Source organism: Aliihoeflea sp. 2WW (assembly GCF_000497755.1).
GTDB lineage: Bacteria > Pseudomonadota > Alphaproteobacteria > Rhizobiales > Rhizobiaceae > Aliihoeflea.
This window is the reverse complement of record NZ_AYOD01000007.1, coordinates 1-17,148: the sequence shown is the minus strand read 5'-3', so window position 1 is coordinate 17,148 and position 17,148 is coordinate 1. Positions and strand designations below refer to the sequence as shown.

Annotated in this window: 15 protein-coding genes and 1 pseudogene; 10 read left to right on the top strand and 6 right to left on the bottom strand. The window is 65.9% G+C overall.

Annotated elements, in window-relative coordinates; genetic code table 11:
• The first annotated feature begins 52 nt into the window (after positions 1-52).
• From ALII_RS0104995 to rarD, 4 genes are all read left to right on the top strand, one after another.
• Positions 53-442 carry an endonuclease domain-containing protein gene (locus ALII_RS0104995; protein WP_024586227.1) on the top strand — a complete coding sequence of 130 codons (390 nt, stop codon included), beginning with the start codon at positions 53-55 and terminating at the stop codon, positions 440-442.
• Entirely contained in the window at positions 439-927 is a 489-nt protein-coding gene (locus ALII_RS0104990) for a GFA family protein (protein ID WP_024586226.1), read from the top strand. The genes ALII_RS0104995 and ALII_RS0104990 overlap by 4 nt, the downstream gene beginning before the upstream one ends.
• Entirely contained in the window at positions 924-2,537 is a 1,614-nt protein-coding gene (cimA, locus tag ALII_RS0104985) for a citramalate synthase (protein ID WP_024586225.1), read from the top strand. Before ALII_RS0104990 ends, cimA begins: the two co-directional genes overlap by 4 nt.
• Positions 2,538-2,641: 104 nt before the next feature.
• Positions 2,642-3,586: an EamA family transporter RarD gene (gene rarD / locus ALII_RS0104980; RefSeq protein ID WP_024586224.1), complete on the top strand. Its 945-nt coding sequence runs from the start codon at positions 2,642-2,644 to the stop codon at positions 3,584-3,586.
• Here rarD and ALII_RS0104975 read toward each other — a convergent pair.
• Entirely contained in the window at positions 3,570-4,181 is a 612-nt protein-coding gene (locus ALII_RS0104975; protein WP_024586223.1) for a TIGR00730 family Rossman fold protein, read from the bottom strand. The two genes, rarD and ALII_RS0104975, sit on opposite strands and share 17 nt — an antisense overlap.
• Before the next feature lie 126 nt (positions 4,182-4,307).
• Here ALII_RS0104975 and ALII_RS0104970 point away from each other — a divergent pair, with 126 nt between their 5' ends.
• The 5 genes and pseudogenes from ALII_RS0104970 to ALII_RS0104950 all read left to right on the top strand — a co-directional run bounded on the left by ALII_RS0104970 (position 4,308) and on the right by ALII_RS0104950 (position 9,954).
• A complete protein-coding gene (locus ALII_RS0104970; RefSeq protein WP_024586222.1) occupies positions 4,308-6,044 on the top strand; it encodes a LysM peptidoglycan-binding domain-containing protein in 1,737 nt (578 codons plus the stop codon).
• Between the two features lie 64 nt (positions 6,045-6,108).
• Positions 6,109-6,459, top strand: a complete 351-nt coding sequence (locus ALII_RS0104965) for a metalloregulator ArsR/SmtB family transcription factor (protein ID WP_024586221.1) — start codon at positions 6,109-6,111, stop codon at positions 6,457-6,459.
• Complete coding sequence (locus ALII_RS0104960) at positions 6,449-8,353, top strand: ABC transporter ATP-binding protein/permease (RefSeq protein ID WP_024586220.1); 1,905 nt, start codon at positions 6,449-6,451, stop codon at positions 8,351-8,353. The genes ALII_RS0104965 and ALII_RS0104960 overlap by 11 nt, the downstream gene beginning before the upstream one ends.
• A 57-nt stretch (positions 8,354-8,410) precedes the next feature.
• Positions 8,411-9,121: pseudogene (locus tag ALII_RS0104955) on the top strand (phosphatidylserine decarboxylase); the annotation flags it as partial.
• Positions 9,118-9,954 (top strand): phosphatidylcholine/phosphatidylserine synthase, encoded by an 837-nt coding sequence (locus ALII_RS0104950; RefSeq protein ID WP_024586218.1) that lies wholly within the window; start codon positions 9,118-9,120, stop codon positions 9,952-9,954. The pseudogene ALII_RS0104955 and the gene ALII_RS0104950, both read left to right, overlap by 4 nt.
• On the opposite strand, the gene ALII_RS0104945 is transcribed toward ALII_RS0104950, so the two are convergent.
• Positions 9,937-12,138, bottom strand: coding sequence for an AMP-binding protein (locus ALII_RS0104945; RefSeq protein ID WP_024586217.1), 2,202 nt, complete (start codon positions 12,136-12,138; stop codon positions 9,937-9,939). The two genes, ALII_RS0104950 and ALII_RS0104945, sit on opposite strands and share 18 nt — an antisense overlap.
• Before the next feature lie 160 nt (positions 12,139-12,298).
• Here ALII_RS0104945 and ALII_RS0104940 point away from each other — a divergent pair, with 160 nt between their 5' ends.
• Positions 12,299-12,802: an OsmC family protein gene (locus ALII_RS0104940; protein WP_024586216.1), complete on the top strand. Its 504-nt coding sequence runs from the start codon at positions 12,299-12,301 to the stop codon at positions 12,800-12,802.
• On the opposite strand, the gene ALII_RS0104935 is transcribed toward ALII_RS0104940, so the two are convergent.
• From ALII_RS0104935 to radA, 4 genes are read right to left on the bottom strand one after another with little or no spacing between them, the layout of a single operon-like run.
• A complete protein-coding gene (locus ALII_RS0104935) occupies positions 12,799-13,530 on the bottom strand; it encodes an SDR family NAD(P)-dependent oxidoreductase (RefSeq protein ID WP_024586215.1) in 732 nt (243 codons plus the stop codon). The two genes, ALII_RS0104940 and ALII_RS0104935, sit on opposite strands and share 4 nt — an antisense overlap.
• A gap of 12 nt (positions 13,531-13,542) precedes the next feature.
• Complete coding sequence (gene purF / locus ALII_RS0104930; RefSeq protein WP_024586214.1) at positions 13,543-15,015, bottom strand: amidophosphoribosyltransferase; 1,473 nt, start codon at positions 15,013-15,015, stop codon at positions 13,543-13,545.
• 56 nt (positions 15,016-15,071) lie between these two features.
• On the bottom strand, positions 15,072-15,614 hold the full coding sequence (locus tag ALII_RS0104925) for a CvpA family protein (RefSeq protein WP_024586213.1): 543 nt from the start codon (positions 15,612-15,614) through the stop codon (positions 15,072-15,074).
• Between the two features lie 51 nt (positions 15,615-15,665).
• The gene (radA, locus tag ALII_RS0104920) at positions 15,666-17,060 is read right to left on the bottom strand and encodes a DNA repair protein RadA (RefSeq protein ID WP_024586212.1); all 1,395 of its coding nucleotides are present in this window, start codon (positions 17,058-17,060) and stop codon (positions 15,666-15,668) included.
• Positions 17,061-17,148: the final 88 nt, after the last annotated feature.

Sequence of the window (17,148 nt, the reverse complement as noted above, 5' to 3'; positions counted from 1 at the left end):
TGATCTCCCCCCTTGAGGGGGAGATGGCCGGCAGGCCAGAGGGGGGTGTCTCGTGAATCACTATCCGGTCGCTCCCGCCAATCGCAAAAACGCCCGGTCGATGCGCAAGGCGATGACCGACCCCGAACTCAAGCTCTGGAACGAATTGCGCGCGCACCGGCTGATGGGCCTGAGCTTCAAGCGCCAGATGCCGATCGCAGGATATATCGTTGATTTCGCCTGCGCCGAGAAAAAGATCGTCGTGGAAGTCGACGGCAGCCAGCATGCCGAATCTCGTTACGATCAGAATCGTGATGCCGCTTTACGCGATCTCGGCTGGACCATCCTCCGCTTCTGGAACGACGACATCCTCCGCGACATCGACAATGTCTGCCTCCACATCGTCACCGCCGCCGGCCTGACTGCGCGCGATGCCGAGGCCCAACTGGAGGCGCACCCATGAGCCTTCCCAGCAAGCCCGTCTATACCGGCGGCTGCCAGTGCGGCGCGGTGCGGTTTCGGGTCGAGGGGGCGCTGGGTTCCGTCTCCATCTGCCATTGCCGCATGTGCCAGAAAGCATTCGGCGCGTTTTACGCACCGCTCGCGACAGCACCCGAGAACGGCCTCGAATGGACGCGCGGCGCTCCGAAGCGTTATCGCTCATCAAACCACGTCCTGCGCGGCTTTTGCGCCGAGTGCGGTACGCCTTTGACCTATGAGGCGCCGGACGGCGTCGCGCTCGCCATCGGGGCGTTCGACGATCCGGCCTCGGTCGCGCCGACGAAGCAGTGGGGCATCGAGGCGAAGCTGCCCTATGTCGACGATCTCGCGGCGCTGTCCTCGGACCGCACGGAGACCGACGGCGCCGCTTCATTCCTCGCCGATCTGGAGTCGTTCCAGCACCCAGACCACGACACCGAATCCTGGCCGCCGAAGGACCGGACATGACCCGCGAACGCATCTATCTCTTCGACACGACCTTGCGCGATGGCCAGCAGACGCCGGGCGTCGATTTCTCGGTCGAGGACAAGATCGCGATTGCGGGCATGCTCGATGCGTTCGGCATCGATTATGTCGAGGGCGGATATCCCGGCGCAAATCCGACCGACACGGCGTTCTTCCAGAAGAAGCGCACCTCGCAGTCCTCCTTCGTCGCCTTCGGCATGACCAAGCGGGCAGGGGTGTCGGCGTCGAACGATCCCGGCCTCGCCGAACTCCTGCAGGCCAAGGCCGACGCGATCTGCTTCGTTGCCAAGAGCTGGGACTATCACGTGCGCGTCGCCCTCGGTTGCACCAACGAGGAAAATCTCGACGCGATCCGCGCCTCCGTTGAGGCAGCGAAGGCAGCGGGCCGCGAGGCGATGGTCGATTGCGAGCACTTCTTCGACGGCTACAAGGCCAATCCCGCCTATGCGCTGGCCTGCGCGAAAGCCGCCTATGCGTCGGGCGCGCGTTGGGTGGTGCTGTGCGACACCAATGGCGGCACGCAGCCGGGCGAGGTGCGCGAGATCGTGGCGGCCGTCATCGCTTCCGGCATCCCCGGCGACCATCTCGGCATCCACGCCCATGACGACACCGGCCAGGCCGTTGCCAATTCGCTCGCGGCCGTCGAGGCGGGCGTCAGGCAGGTGCAGGGCACGCTGAACGGCATCGGCGAGCGCTGCGGCAACGCCAACCTCGTCACTATCATCCCGACGCTCGTCCTGAAGCCGGCCTTCGCCGAGCGCTTCGAGACGGCGATCACCCCGGAGGGGCTGGAGGGCCTTGCCCGCCTGTCGCGCGCGTTCGACGAACTTTTGAACCGCGCGCCGAACGCACAGGCGCCCTATGTCGGCGCGTCCGCCTTCGCCACCAAGGCCGGCATCCACGCCTCGGCGATCCTGAAGGAGCCGCAGACCTATGAGCATGTGCCGCCGGAGACGGTCGGCAATGCGCGCAAGGTCATGGTGTCCGACCAGGGCGGCAAGTCGAACTTCATCGCCGAACTGAAACGCCGCGGCATCGCGGTCGACAAGGCCGATCCGCGGCTCGACACGCTGATTTCTCTGGTCAAGGAGCGCGAGGCGGAGGGCTATGCCTATGAGGGCGCCGATGCGAGCTTCGAACTCCTGGCGCGGCGCACACTCGGGCGCGTGCCGGAGTTCTTCAAGGTCGACAGTTTCCGCTGCATGGTCGAGCGCCGCTTCGATGCCAACGGACAGTTGAAGACGATTTCCGAGGCGATCGTGAAGCTGACCGTCGACGGCGAGGAGAAGATGTCGGTGGCCGAGGGCCACGGCCCGGTCAACGCGCTTGATCTGGCGCTGCGCAAGGATCTGGGCAAGTTCCAGGCCGAGATCGAGGACCTCGAGCTCGTCGACTACAAGGTGCGTATCCTCAATGGCGGCACCGAGGCGATTACCCGCGTCCTGATCGAATCTCACGACGCCACCGGCGCGCGATGGTGGACCGTGGGCGTCTCCGACAACATCATCGACGCCTCGTTCCAGGCGCTTCTCGATTCCATCGTCTACAAGCTGGTCAAGGCGGGCGAGGCGCCCGCGATCGTTGCGGCCTGATTGCACCATCAACCAGATGCGATTGGTGCATCAATGATTTGCGATGGTCGCGCCCGGCGCACCGTGCGACACCGGCCGCGCTGAATGGAGCGACGCAAACCGACATGAACGCACCTCACGTCCCGATTCTGGCCGAACAGCCCGAACCCCTGCGCGGCTTCGCGTTCGCCGGCGCGGCCTATCTTCTCTGGGGGTTCATGCCGCTTTTGATGAAGGCGCTCGACCATGTGCCGGCTTCGGAGATCGTTGCGCATCGGGTCGTCTGGTCGCTGCCCGTCGCGGCGATGATCCTCGTCGCCATGGGCCGCACGGGCGATATCGGCCCGGCGCTGCGCTCGCCGCGCACGCTCCTGATGGCGTCGCTGACGGCGGCGCTGATCTCGATCAACTGGGGTGTCTACATCTGGGCGATCGCCGTCGATCGCACGGTCGAGACGGCGCTCGGCTACTACATCAACCCGTTGGTGACGGTGGTCATGGGCGCGGTGCTGCTGGGGGAGCGTCTGTCGCGGGCGCAACTCGTCGCCGTTGGGCTGGCGGCTGTCGCCGTCGCGATCCTGACCTGGGACGCGGGTGGCCTGCCATGGGTCTCGCTGGTGCTCGCATTGAGCTTTGCGGGCTACGGCTTCCTGCGCAAGACACTGCCGATCGGGCCGAGCCAGGGGTTCTTCCTCGAAGTGCTGATCCTGACCGCGCCGGCCGTACTGTGGATCGGCTACCTTGCCACCACCGGCGCCAACAGCTTCAGGCTCGACATGCCGCTCGACATGGCGCTGCTCGTCCTGTGCGGTCCGATCACCGCCATTCCGCTCGTTCTCTACGCGTTCGGCGCGAAGCTTCTGAAGATTTCGTCGATCGGCATCATGCAGTACATCGCGCCGACCATGATCGCGATCATCGCGGTCTTCGTCTTCGGGGAGCCTTTCGGCACCGCGCGGCTGGTCGCCTTTGGCTTCATCTGGACGGCGCTGGCGATCTACACCTGGTCGATGTTCACGCAGCGCCGGGCGAGCGCAGCCGAGGCGGTCGCGGCTACATCCGTTCGATGATTTCCGGATCGCCCTTAGCGTCGGCGGACGGTGCGGCGGCGTCGAGGATCGCCGGCACGATGCGGCCGGGTTCGGCCACGACGAGCGGGCGCACCATGTGCTGCGAGTGAATGAAACCCTCGGCCTTCATGTGGTCGATCAGCGCCAGCATCGGGTTCCAGAAACCGGCGACATTGCCGAATACCATCGGCTTCTGGTGCCGCCCGAGCTGCGCCCAGGTCATGATCTCGACAATCTCCTCGACAGTCCCGATGCCGCCGGGAAGGGCAACGAACGAATCCGAGCGTTCGAACATGGCGTGCTTTCGCTCGTGCATGTCCTCGGTCAGGATCACTTCGTCGAGATGGTCGAGCCCGGCCTCGTCGCCTGCTTCCTTGCGGATCAGGAAGCGGGGAATGATGCCCGTCACATGTCCGCCGCGCTCGATCGCACCATTGGCGACGGCGCCCATGATGCCCTTCAGCCCGCCGCCATAGACGAGCGTCAACCCTGCATCGGCGATGGCGCGGCCGAGCGTGCGGCCAGCTTCGAGATAGATGGGGCTGTTGCCCGGCGAGGACCCGCAATAAACGCAGATGGATCGAATCGTGCTCATGGCCCCAATGGGTAGGCCCGTGCTCGGCGAGGTCAAGTCTTGGACGTGGCCTTTTTCTTGTAGCGGTGCGGGAAACCGGATAAACCGGGCTTTGCCGGCTTTGAGACCGGTCCCGGGAAGGCACGAATGGTCGCGAACTGGCTGAAAATCCTGTTGTTCGCCGCAGGCGGTTCCACCGCTGCGGTCGGAACGGTCTATTACACAGGCATCTATGATCCGTGGGCCGTGGAGGAAAGCTCTGCGCCGATGGCCGCTGCCGAGCCTGACGAGCCGCAGGCGGCAGTTGCGCCGGCGGAGGAAGAGCCTGCCACAGATGGCGAGGCCGTCGACGCCGCACCCTCGGAAACCGCCGAGCCGGCGGACGTCGCGGCCGTGGCCGAGCCGGATGCGGCCGATGCGGACCTCGTGGTGCCGTCCTTCGACATCGTGCGCGTCGAGCCCGACGGATCGATGGTGATCGCCGGCAGCGCCGAGCCGAATTCCGACATAGAGGTCGTGGCGGGCGCCGAGATCATCGCCCGCGCCGAAGTGGGACCGTCCGGCAATTTTGCCGCCGTGCTCGACGATGCGCTGCGTCCGGGAGACTATCAGATCGTTCTGCGCTCGACCGGCCCTGGCGAGGGGCTGGTCACGACATCGCTCGAAACGGCCGTCGTGTCCGTGCCGGATTCGCAGGACGGACAGGTTCTGGCGCTTGTCGAGGAACCCGGCGCGCCTTCTCGTCTGATCACCGTGCCTGAAGCCGATACGCAGGCTGACGCGACGCCCGCGATCGAGGCTTTGCCCGAGACGCCGGCTACCGACGAAGCGGTCGAAGACGAGCCTCTCGCAGATGCCTCGGAACAGACGGCCGCCGCCGACGCGCCGGACGCTACCGATCCGGCCGATGGTTCGCCGCAAGACGCCGCCGAAATGGATGCACCGGGCGAGCCGGAGGCCGAACCGGCCGTCGCGGAGGGCGAAAGCGAACAGCAACTGGCGGCCCGATCCGATCCTCAGACATCGCCGACTCAGGCCCGCCCCGCCAGCCCGCGAAACGCGCTTGCCGTCGAGGCGATCGAGATCGAGGGTGGCACGGTGTTCGTCGCGGGACGCGGCGCCGCCGGGACGACCGTGCGCGTCTATGCGAACGAAATCCTGCTCGGCGAGGCGCGCGTATCCGAAGGCGGGCGGTTCCTCGTCGAGACGCAGACCGAATTGCCCGTGGGGGACTACATCGTGCGCGCCGATATCATTGGGTCGAGCGGCGAGGTCACGGCACGTGCTGCCGTCCCGTTCCAGCGCGAACCGGGCGAGGCGGTGGCAGCCGTCGCGCCCGCCGAACGCGCGCCCGCAAATGCGGGATTGACGCCGGATGCGGTCTCCGGGCAGGCTGTTCCGACCGCTTCCGCACAGAGCGGCGAAGGTGCCGCCGCGTCGACCGGCATGGCGTCGTCGCCGGAATCCGACACCGCTCCGGTGCAAGAAGCGCCCGAAGTCGCAACCGCCCCCGACGCGGAGACAGCCGACGGGTCGCGCAACGATGACGCCCCGGAAAATGCGGCTGCTCCGAACGCCTCGACCGGAGGCGCGGACGAAACTGCGGCTGCTGCCATAGAGGAGACGATGGCCGAGCCGCTTCAGGCTGCCGACGGCGCCGTCATCATCCGGCGCGGCGACACGCTCTGGCGGATTTCGCGTCGCGTCTACGGGCGCGGCGTGCGCTATTCGACCATCTATCTGGCCAACCAGGAGCAGATCCGCGACCCGGACATGATCTGGCCGGGGCAGATCTTCGCCGTTCCCGACGAGACCGAGGAAGGCGAAAAGGCGGATATGAGCACGGTGTCCGACCAGATCGCACCGCTGACCGACACGCAGTAATCGCAAGCGTCGCCGCTGAGGCGACCTTGCCATTTCATCGTTCATCGTATATCGACGATGAACGATGAAAGACGATCAGATTTGCAATGCCGACCAGATGGCGGCCCGGCTTGGCGCCCTCGCACACCCCGCGCGGCTGCACATTTTGAAGCACCTGTCCTCCCGGCCTGCTTGCTGCTGCAAGGAGGTCGTCGAATGTCTGGACCTCGCCCAGTCGACGGTCTCCCAGCATTTGAAGGTTCTGGTCGAGGTCGGGCTGGTGACCTATCGCCCCGAGCGGCCGCGTTCGCGTTATGAGGTCGACCGTGAGGCATTGGCCAGTCTGTCGCGCGGCGTCGCCGGTCTGATCGACATGTGCTGCGCCAACCATGCCGCGGCAACCCACTCTTCGCAGGACAATAAAATTGGCATCTAAGACCGTATCGGCCGAAAGCGGCTCCGTCTTCGCGACGCTGGTCAATCTGTGGCCCTATATGTGGCCCGACGACAGGCCGGATTTGAAGATGCGCGTCGTCTGGGCGACGGTTTTCCTCGTCGTCGCCAAGCTGATCCTCGTCCTCGTGCCCTATTTCTTCAAATGGGCGACGGACGCGCTGAACGGCGAATTTTCCGCCCCCGCCATGATCCCCGCGATCCTCGTCGCGCCGGTCATGCTGGTGCTCGCCTACAATGTCGTGCGCATCGTCCAGCTCGGCTTCAACCAGTTGCGCGACGCGTTGTTCGCCAAGGTCGGCCAGCACGCGGTGCGCCAGCTTGCCTACAAGACCTTCGTCCACATGCACGAACTGTCGCTGCGCTTCCATCTGGAGCGACGCACCGGCGGCCTGTCGCGCATCATCGAGCGCGGCACCAAGGGCATCGAATCGATCGTCCGCTTCACCATCTTGAATACGGTGCCGACGATCCTCGAATTCGCGCTGACCGCGATCATCTTCGCCGTCGCCTATGGCTGGATCTACGTCGCCATCATCGCCGTCACGGTCTGGCTCTACACCTGGTTCACGGTCAAGGCGTCGGACTGGCGCATCCAGATCCGCCGCGAGATGAACGACAGCGACACCGATGCCAACACCAAGGCGATCGATTCGCTCCTGAACTTCGAGACGGTCAAATATTTCGGCAACGAGAAGATGGAAGCCGGCCGCTTCGACAAGTCGATGGCGCGCTACGAGGACGCGGCGACCAAGACCTGGACCTCGCTCGGCTGGCTGAATTTCGGCCAGGGCGTCATTTTCGGCGTCGGCATGGCGCTCGTCATGGCGCTGTCGGCCTGGGAGGTCGCGCGCGGCACCCACACGCTCGGCGATTTCGTCTTCATCAACGCGATGCTGATGCAGTTGTCCGTGCCGCTTAACTTCATCGGTTTCATCTATCGCGAAATCCGCCAGGGCCTGACCGATATCGAGAACATGTTCGACCTGCTGGACGTGCCGCAGGAGGTCACAGACAGGCCCGACGCCACGGCGCTGGCCATCAAGGAGGCGACGGTCCGCTTCGACGACGTGCATTTCGCCTACGATCCGGCGCGGCCGATCCTGAAGGGCGTTTCGTTCGAGGTGCCGGCCGGCAAGACGGTGGCGATCGTCGGCCCGTCCGGTGCCGGCAAGTCGACCGTCTCGCGGCTTCTCTACCGCTTCTACGACATCGGCTCGGGCGCGATCACCATCGACGGCCAGGACGTGCGCGACGTGACACAGGAGAGCCTGCGCGCCGCCATCGGCATGGTCCCGCAGGACACGGTGCTCTTCAACGACACCATCGCCTACAATATCCGCTACGGCCGCGTCTCGGCCGGCGAGGACGAGGTCCGCCGCGCCGCCGAACTCGCGCAGATCGGCCCGTTCATCGAGCGTCTGCCGGACGGCTACAAGGCGATGGTCGGCGAGCGTGGGCTGAAGCTTTCGGGCGGCGAGAAGCAGCGCGTCGCGATCGCGCGCACCATCCTCAAGGCCCCGCCGATCCTGATCCTCGACGAGGCGACGTCGGCGCTCGACACCCACACCGAGCAGGAAATCCAGGCCGCGCTCGACCTCGTTTCGAAAGGCCGCACCACCATAGTCATCGCGCACCGCCTGTCGACCGTGATCGGCGCCGACGAGATCATCGTCCTCCAGGACGGCATGATCGCAGAGCGTGGCCGTCATGCCGACCTTCTTCTGGCCGACGGGCTCTATTCGGCGATGTGGGCGCGTCAGCGCGAAGCGACCGAGGCGGAGGAAAAGCTGCGCAAGGCGCGCGAGGAGGACGAGTACGGCGTCGTCGTCCGCCGCCGCACGCCGGAAATTGCCGAGGAACAGCCGGCGGAGTGATGCGTTGCGGGTTGGGGGATGTTCGTCTAATCAGGACGCCATTCCCAACTTGACCAAAGCAGCGGATTCATGAGCCTCGTCACCACGATCAAGAACACTTTCGTCCCGATCAACCGCGAGGGCTATCCGTTCATCGCGATTTTTGCGGGCGTGACGCTGCTGCTCGGCATATTCTCGACCACGCTCTTCTGGCTCGGCCTGATCCTCACCGCGTGGTGCACGTACTTTTTCCGCGATCCCGAACGCGTCACCCCCGTCGATGACAAGCTGGTCGTGAGCCCGGCCGACGGCATGGTCTCGGCCGTCGGACCCGCCGTCCCGCCGCGTGAACTCGGCCTCGGCGCTGAGGAGATGACGCGCATCTCGGTCTTCATGAACGTCTTCAACTGCCACGTGAACCGCGCCCCGGTGCGCGGCCGCATCTCGAAGATCGAGTATCGCGCCGGCAAGTTCGTCAATGCCGAACTCGACAAGGCGAGCAGCGAGAACGAGCGCAACGGCCTCGTCATCGAAAGCCCGAACGGGCAGGTGGGCGTGGTGCAGGTCGCCGGGCTCGTCGCCCGCCGCATCGTTTGCTGGGCCGACGCGGACAGCGACATCGGCATCGGCGAACGCTTCGGCATCATCCGCTTCGGCTCGCGCCTCGACGTCTATTTGCCGCGCAAGGCCGTCACCCGCGTCCATGTCGGCCAGACGGCGGTGGCGGGCGAGACGATCATCGCTGAATTCGACGCCTCGATCACGCCGCCGCTGGTGCGCGTCTCGTGAAGGGGCCTTTCGCACCCTACGATCCGAACGGGCGTCGCCGCAGCCCACGTTTGCGCGAAATTCCGCTGCGTCTGATCCTGCCGAACCTCGTCACCGTTCTGGCGATCTGCGCCGGCCTGTCCGGCATCCGCCTCGCTTTCGAGGGCAGGTTCGAGATCGCAGTGGCGATGGTGCTGGTCGCCGCATTCCTCGACGCGCTCGACGGTCGTTTGGCGAGGATGCTCAAGGCGAGCTCGAATTTCGGCGCGCAGATGGATTCGCTCGCCGACATCATGAATTTCGGCGTGGCCCCGGCTCTTGTGCTTTATGCGTATGTGCTCGACAGCGCCGGAGCGGTCGGCTGGACTGCGGCGCTCGTCTTCGCCATCGCCTGCTGCCTGCGTCTCGCGCGCTTCAACGTCATGCTCGACGATCCCGACCGCCCGGCGTGGCAGAACGACTATTTCGTCGGCGTGCCGGCGCCTGCCGGCGCGCTACTCGTCCTGATGCCGGTCTATCTCGGCCTGATCGGCGTTCCGGTGAACCAGACCTTCGGCTTCGTCGCCGCCGCCTTCACCGTTTGCGTCGCGCTGCTTCTGGTCAGCCAGTTGCCGGTCTATTCGGGCAAGTCGAGCGGCATGCGCGTGCGCCGTGACCTGGTCCTGCCCTTGATGCTGGCGATCGTCGGCTATGTCGCGCTTTTGTTCAGCTACACCTGGACGACGCTGGCACTGACGGCAGCGGCCTATTTCGCCATGCTGCCCTTCAGCGTTCGCGCCTATGCGCGCCGCGCCGAACGTGCCGACCGCGATGCGCAGATGACGACCGAAGACAATTCAGGCGGCGCTGCTTAGGCCGAGCGCTTCCTCGGCCAGCTCCGCGAGTTTCGCATAGTCGACCCGGCCATTGGCCGTCGTGGGCATCGACCGCACGGACAGCACCGTCGCGGGCAGGGCGCCGGCCTCGAAACCGAGCCGCTTCCACTGACGCGCCAGCACCGCGCGATCGGCTTCCGGTTCCGTCGTCACAAGCACGATCCGGTCACCGCCGGTGGGGGATTTGAGCGCGATGGCGGCATGGACCGCCTCCGGCCAGACCGCTTCTGCTGCTTCCTCGACCTGCGCCAGCGAGATCATCGACCCGTCCGCCGCAGCAAGACGGCCGGCGCGGCCGAGCGCGGTCAGGTAACCCTCTCGATCGACCGAAACGATGTCGCCCGTGTCGAACCAGCCATTGCCGGCGATCGGCTCCTCGGTCCCCAGATAGCGCTTCGCGATGTTCGGGCCCGAAATCTGCAGCCGCCCGCCCTGTTCGAATCCTTCGATCGGTTCGAGCCGCATCCGCATACCGGGCAAAAGCCGGCCGACCGTGCCGGGCCGGCCATGGGTGATAGAGTTGACCGCGACGACGGGCGAAGCCTCCGTCAGTCCGTATCCTTCCATGATGGTCTTGCCGAAGCGGTCGACCCAGAGCTGCCGCGTCGCGACACGCAGCCTTTCGCCGCCGGAAACGATCAGGCGCAGGCTTTCGAAATCCGAGGTTTGCGCGGCCTTGCCATAGGCTGACAGCAGCGCGTCCGTGGCGAACAGGATCGTCGGCCGGCGCGTCGCTGCGACCTGCGGAATCTGGCGCATATGAAGCGGCGAGGGGTAGGCGAGCGCGCGCACGCCCTTCATCAACGGCAGGATCAGCCCGACGGTCAGGCCGAGCGCGGTATGGAGCGGCAGGACCGAGAGGATCGTGTCGCTGCGCGAAAGCACCAGTCGCGCCTCGATCTGCGCGGCGTTCGCGATCAGGTTGGCATGGCTGAGCACAACGCCGCGCTGTCCGTCCGGCGTCTGTTTGAAAAGCACGACAGCCGCGTCGTCGGCCAGGCGGGGCAGGCGGCGCGCGCGCCAGGCGAACCAGCCGGCAACCCGCTCCACCGCGGTCACGGAGTCTTCGAGATCCTCGACATAGACGACGCGTCCACCGGCCGCCGTGATGGCCGCAATGTCCTCGCCGAGCCGCGCCTTCTCTACATGGGAGCGGGAGGTGACGACGAAGCGGATCGTGCCGTCGCGCACCAGATCGACCGGGCCGACGCCCGACCCCATCATCGCAACGACACGACCCGCCGATTGCAGCGCCAGAAATACCGCCATGCTCTGCGCGGCATTGGGCAGCAGAAGCCCGACGATGTCGCCGCTTGTGCCGATCTCGACCAGCTTGCCCGACAGCATCCGCGATCTGGCGAAAAGCGCGCGATAGGTGAGCTTGTCGCCGGCAACGTCCTCGGCGATCACGCGCCCCGCGCCATAAAGAAGCGCCGCGCTGCGCACGGCATGGAAGATCGTCTTCGGCCGGCCCTGGCTGAAGAAGCGCGCCTCGGCGACGCGGTCGAACAGTGCATTCGACGTCGTCACGCCGATCGGCCCAGCCTCATCGACCAGTTCGCTGATCGTACGCGCCGGCAACGCCATGATCTTCAGTTTCGGCAAAAGCTGGCGCGGCGTCTTGGCCGCGGGCTCATAGGCGCCGGGCAGGTGGCTCGAACCGCGAATATAGATCGGAACCACCTTGGCATCCGCCGAAACGGCGATCTTCGCGACGGCACGATAGAGCCGGAAGCTCTTCACGTCCGGTTCGGCGTCGAAGGGAAAATAGACAGCGAGCCGGCCGTTTCCCTTGAGGCGCCGGGTCAGGCGGCGGTTGACGAAGACGTGCTGCGCCTTGAAGGCGATGGTGCGCGCGAGCTCGCGCCACGGCTCCAGCCACATCGCGCGCGCCGACGGCTCATCGAGAATGTGCAGGGTATCGTTGGGCAGGACCGACAGCATCAGCGCCGGATCGAGCCGCGACTGGTGCGAGATCGCATAGATCACAGGACCGGGCGTCTGCGCGGCCCGCAGCGACGAATCGTCGATCCGGAAGGCGAGTTTCAGCGGTGCATAGAGCAGCGCCTGATGCAGCGAAATACCCTGCCGATGCGACAGCCACGCCGCAAACGCGGCCCATGACGCCAGAATCCCAGCGATGATCAGAACGGTCTGGAGCATTGCCGCACCTCCAACCTCTCGAGGCCAAGCGGCTCTTGTCGGCCGTTGGCGCGGAGGGTAGCCGAATGGCAGTCCACGTCAATCCGGATGCCGCCCCGCTTGTTCCGCTGGCGGCCTGACCAATGGGCAGTTAGCATTGAGAACATATTGGGAGATAGTCATGGATTCGACGGAACTGAAGACCCTGCAAGCGCCGCTCAAGGCCCGCTACAAGGACGATGCGAAGGCCGCCATCGTCACGCTCAAGGCGCGGGGCACGCTCGACGATCAGTCGATCGCCTGCAAGGTCGAGACGGGCAGGGCGCTCGAAATGGCCGGGCTGCATCCCGCGACCGGCGGCTCTGGCGCTGAGCTGTGCTCGGGCGACATGCTGCTCGAAGCGCTCGTCGCCTGCGCCGGTGTCACGCTGAAGGCCGTCGCGACCGCGCTCGAATTCCGGCTCGGCAATGCGCGGGTCGAAGCCGAAGGCGATCTCGATTTCCGCGGCACCCTCGGCGTTGCGAAGGATGCGCCGGTCGGCTTCCAGTCGATCCGTCTCAATTTCCATCTCGACACCGATGAACCGCAGGAGCGCATCGACGCGCTGTTGAAGCTGACCGAGCGCTACTGCGTCGTCTTCCAGACGATCAATACCAAGCCGGAACTGACGGTCACCGCGGCCTAATCGAGAAAGCGGTTCTCGCGCACCGAAAACAGCCGCCCCGTCTCGTTGACGTTTGGCGAAACCGTCGCCGCGATCCGCGCGGCGATCTCGGAGGGGTGCGGGATGGTCTTGGGGTCTTCGCCGGGCATCGCCAGCGCGCGGTGCGCGGTGCGCGTCGGACCTGGGTCGACGAGATTGACGCGCAGCGCCGAGTTCTGCGTCTCAAGCGCCCAGCTTTTGACCATCGCATCGACGGCGGCCTTGGATGCGGCGAACGGCCCCCAATAGGCGCGTGGATGCGCCGCGAGGTCGGATGTCATCACGATGGCACGACCGGCGTCGGATTTCCGCAGGAGCGGATCGACCGAGCGGATCAGCCGCCATGTGCCGGTCACGTTCGTCGCCATCACCTTGTCGAACACCTTCGCCTCGACATGGCCGATCGGCGCGATGATGCCGAGAATGCCGGCATTGGCGACGAGGATGTCGAGCTTGCCCCAGCGATCGAAGATGGCGCCGCCGAGCCGGTCGATGCCCGGCATGTCCATCAGGTCGAGCGGAACGAGCGTCGCCTGTCCACCGGCCGCCTGGATTTCGTCGTCGAGTTCTTCCAGTCCGCCGACGGTCCGCGCGACCGCGATCACATGTGCGCCGGCCGCGGCCAACTCCTTGGCGACATGGTAGCCGATGCCGCGCGAGGCGCCGGTCACGAGCGCGACGCGCCCTTGAAGGTCGAGCTTTTCCGTCATCTTGTCCGTCTGTTATTGCCCGTTGTTCGCAAGCAGCGAGAGCGTGCGTACATTGTCGACGCCGTCGAGATCGGTCAGGCGCGTCGGGTATTGCGTGGTGAAGCAGGCGTCGCAGAATTGCGGCTGCTCATTGTCGCGGGCAGGCTCGCCCACCGCGCGGTAAAGCCCGTCGATCGACAGGAAGCCGAGCGAATCGACCCGGATGAACTCCGCCATCTCCTCCACCGACATGCGGCTGGCGAGAAGCTTGGCCGTCTCCGGCGTGTCGACGCCGTAGAAGCACGAGGCGCGGGTCGGCGGCGAGGCGATGCGCATGTGGACTTCCCGCGCCCCCGCATCGCGCACCATCTGCACGATCTTCTGGCTGGTCGTGCCCCGCACGATCGAATCGTCGACGAGCACGACGCGCTTGCCCTCGATCATGCGGCGGTTGGCGTTGTGCTTGAGCTTGACGCCCATGTGGCGGATCGAATCGGACGGCTGGATGAAGGTGCGACCGACATAGTGGTTGCGGATGATGCCGAGCTCGAAGGGAAGCTTGGCCTCCTGCGCAAAGCCGATCGCCGCCGGCGTGCCCGAATCGGGCACCGGCACGACGATGTCGGCCTCGACGGGGCTTTCGCGCGCCAGCTCGACGCCGATCTGCTTGCGCACGTCATAGACGTTGCGGCCCTCGACCGAGGAATCCGGCCGGGCGAAATAGACATATTCGAAGACGCAGAAACGCGGCTTCACCTGCTCGAACGGGAAGAAGCTTTCCAGCCCCTTGGTGGTCACGACCACCATCTCGCCGGGCTTCAGGTCGCGGACGAACCGCGCGCCCATGATGTCGAGCGCGCAGGTCTCGGACGCGAAGATGTAGGCGCCGTCGAGATCGCCCAAAACGAGCGGGCGGATGCCGAGCGGGTCGCGGCAGCCGATCATCTTCTTCGACGTCAGGGCCACGAGCGAGAACGCGCCTTCGAGCTGGCGCACCGCCTCGATGAAGCGCGAATTCGTGTCGCGTTCCTTCGACGTTGCGATCAGGTGCAGGATCGTCTCGGTGTCGGAGGTCGACGAGAAGATCGAGCCTTCCTTCTGCAGCCGGCGCTGCACGGTCATGGCGTTGGTGATGTTGCCATTATGCGCGACGGCGAGCCCGCCATCGGCGAGTTCGGCGAAGAAGGGCTGCACGTTGCGCAGGCCCGAGCCGCCGGTCGTCGCGTAGCGCGTATGGCCGATGGCGCGCGAGCCTTGCAGGCGGTCGATCACGGATTGCTTGGTGAAGGTGTCGCCGATCAGGCCGATATGCCGTTCAACATGGAACTGCGTCCCGTCATAGGAGACGATGCCGGCGGCTTCCTGCCCGCGATGCTGGAGCGCGTGCAGGCCGAGCGTCACGATTGCCGACGCGTCCTGACGGCCGAAAATGCCGAACACGCCGCATTCGTCGTGAAAGCGGTCGTCGCCCCCGGAGGAGAACGGGGTGTCGTCTGCGTCTGCCATGGCATCTTGCCTTTCAGAACGAAGGGAAGCGGCGCCAAAAGGCGCCGCGTGATCATCTAGTTGCCGGTGGCCGGCGGTGTCTCGTCGTCGCTCGTGCCGAGCCGATCGATGAGCGAATTTTCAGGATCGTCGGGCAGCACGCCCTCGAGCCAGGTGCCGATGCCTTCGAGAAGCGGTCGTGACTTGGCTTCCGCGACCCAGCCCGGCTGGTTGGAGCCGACCAGCCACGAGAAGAACAGGAAGGCGACGGCGACGACCAGGATGCCGCGGGCGGCGCCGTAGACGAAGCCGAGCGTGCGGTCGAGCGCGCCGACGCGGCTGTCGATGATGAAATCCGCCACCTTCATGGTGATCACGGTGACGATGATCAGCGCAATGAAGAACACGATGGCTGCAGCCGCGAAGAGCGCGAGCTGCGCATTGTCGATATAGGGCGCGACGTAAGGCACCAGAAGCGGATGGAAGTAGAATGCCGCCGCGGCGGCCGCGACCCAGGACGCGATCGACAGCACTTCGCGCGAGAAGCCGCGAACCATGGCGAGCATCGCCGAAACGAGGGTGAAGCCGACGAGAATTCCGTCCAGCAGCGTAATCGGCATTGAAGCTCCGTTCACCTGCCGGCGGCTCTGCCTGCCGGCTCGTTCCAATTCCTAATCGTCCTGCGGCTTGCGCCTGCCGGCGATGCGCACGACGAGATCCGCAAGCTGCGAAAGCTGCGCGAAACGCCCGTTCGCCCCCTTGCTCGCCTCTTCGCTCGTCTGCGGCATGACGGCCTGAGCAAAGCCCAGCTTTTCGGCTTCCTTGAGGCGCTGCTGCGCATGCGCGACAGGCCGGATGGCCCCCGAAAGGCTGATTTCGCCGAAATAGACGCAATCGGCAGGCAGGGCAAGTCCGGTGAGCGAGGAAACGAGCGCCGCCGCGACCGCAAGATCGGCCGCAGGCTCGGATATGCGATAGCCGCCTGCGACGTTGAGATAGACGTCATGCTGGGCGAACCTGACGCCGCAATGCGCTTCGAGCACCGCCAGGATCATCGACAGGCGCGAATTGTCCCACCCCACCACCGCGCGCCGCGGCGTGCCGAGCGGCGAGGGCGCGACCAGCGCCTGGATCTCCACCAGCACCGGCCGCGTGCCCTCGATGCCGGCGAAGACGGCGGCTCCCGGCGCCTTGGTCGAACGTTCGCCGAGAAAGAGCTCGGACGGATTGGAGACTTCGCGCAACCCCTTGTCGGACATCTCGAAGACGCCGATTTCGTCGGTCGGCCCGAAGCGGTTCTTCACGGTGCGCAGGATGCGGTAGTGATGCCCGCCTTCGCCTTCGAAATAGAGGACACCGTCGACCATGTGCTCGACGACGCGCGGCCCCGCGATCTGCCCGTCCTTGGTCACGTGGCCGACGAGCACGATCGCGCAGCCCGTCGACTTGGCATAGCGGATCATGGCCTGCGCCGATGCACGCACCTGCGTCACCGTGCCGGGCGCGGAATCGGCGAGGTCGGTCCAGAGCGTCTGGATCGAATCGAGAATGACGAGGTCCGGCCGCTTGCCCTCGGAAATCGTCGCGAGAATGTCCTCGACATTGGTTTCGGCGGCGAGTTCCACGCTCGTGTCGGCCGCGTGCAGCCGCTGCGCGCGCAGCCGGATCTGCGCCACCGCCTCCTCGCCGGACACGTAGACGATGCGATGGCCCCGGCGCGCCAGTGCGGCGGCGGCCTGCGTCAGCAGCGTCGACTTGCCGATGCCCGGATCGCCGCCAACCAGCAGCGCCGACCCGCGCACGAACCCGCCGCCCGTCGCCCGGTCGAGTTCGCTGATGCCGGTCGAAATCCGCGGCGCCTCCTCGATCTCGCCCGACAGCGTCGTCAGCGCGACGATCCGGCCCTTGCGCGAGGAGCGCAGCGACCCCGGACCCGCACCGATGCCGGAATTGGAGCCTTCCTCGACGAGCGTGTTCCACTCGCCGCACGCATCGCACTTGCCCGCCCAGCGCGTGTGGACGGTGCCGCAGTTTTGGCAGATGAACTGGGTGCGGGATTTAGCCATTGGACGGCATTACCGAAATCTGCCCGGTTGGTGCGCTACGGCGCCCCCCTCTGTCCTGCCGGACATCTCCCGATCTCGATTTCCGCGG

Excerpts from the sequence above, each read along its gene's own strand:
- ALII_RS0104940 (WP_024586216.1), top strand. The coding sequence starts at position 12,299 with ATGGATTCGACGGAACTGAAGACCCTGCAAGCGCCGCTCAAGGCCCGC.
- ALII_RS0104945 (WP_024586217.1), bottom strand. The coding sequence starts at position 12,138 with ATGCTCCAGACCGTTCTGATCATCGCTGGGATTCTGGCGTCATGGGCC.
- ALII_RS0104935 (WP_024586215.1), bottom strand. The coding sequence starts at position 13,530 with ATGACGGAAAAGCTCGACCTTCAAGGGCGCGTCGCGCTCGTGACCGGC.
- ALII_RS0104925 (WP_024586213.1), bottom strand. The coding sequence starts at position 15,614 with ATGCCGATTACGCTGCTGGACGGAATTCTCGTCGGCTTCACCCTCGTT.
- rarD (WP_024586224.1), top strand. The coding sequence starts at position 2,642 with ATGAACGCACCTCACGTCCCGATTCTGGCCGAACAGCCCGAACCCCTG.
- cimA (WP_024586225.1), top strand. The coding sequence starts at position 924 with ATGACCCGCGAACGCATCTATCTCTTCGACACGACCTTGCGCGATGGC.
- ALII_RS0104970 (WP_024586222.1), top strand. The coding sequence starts at position 4,308 with ATGGTCGCGAACTGGCTGAAAATCCTGTTGTTCGCCGCAGGCGGTTCC.
- ALII_RS0104965 (WP_024586221.1), top strand. The coding sequence starts at position 6,109 with ATGAAAGACGATCAGATTTGCAATGCCGACCAGATGGCGGCCCGGCTT.
- purF (WP_024586214.1), bottom strand. The coding sequence starts at position 15,015 with ATGGCAGACGCAGACGACACCCCGTTCTCCTCCGGGGGCGACGACCGC.
- ALII_RS0104975 (WP_024586223.1), bottom strand. The coding sequence starts at position 4,181 with ATGAGCACGATTCGATCCATCTGCGTTTATTGCGGGTCCTCGCCGGGC.
- ALII_RS0104990 (WP_024586226.1), top strand. The coding sequence starts at position 439 with ATGAGCCTTCCCAGCAAGCCCGTCTATACCGGCGGCTGCCAGTGCGGC.
- radA (WP_024586212.1), bottom strand. The coding sequence starts at position 17,060 with ATGGCTAAATCCCGCACCCAGTTCATCTGCCAAAACTGCGGCACCGTC.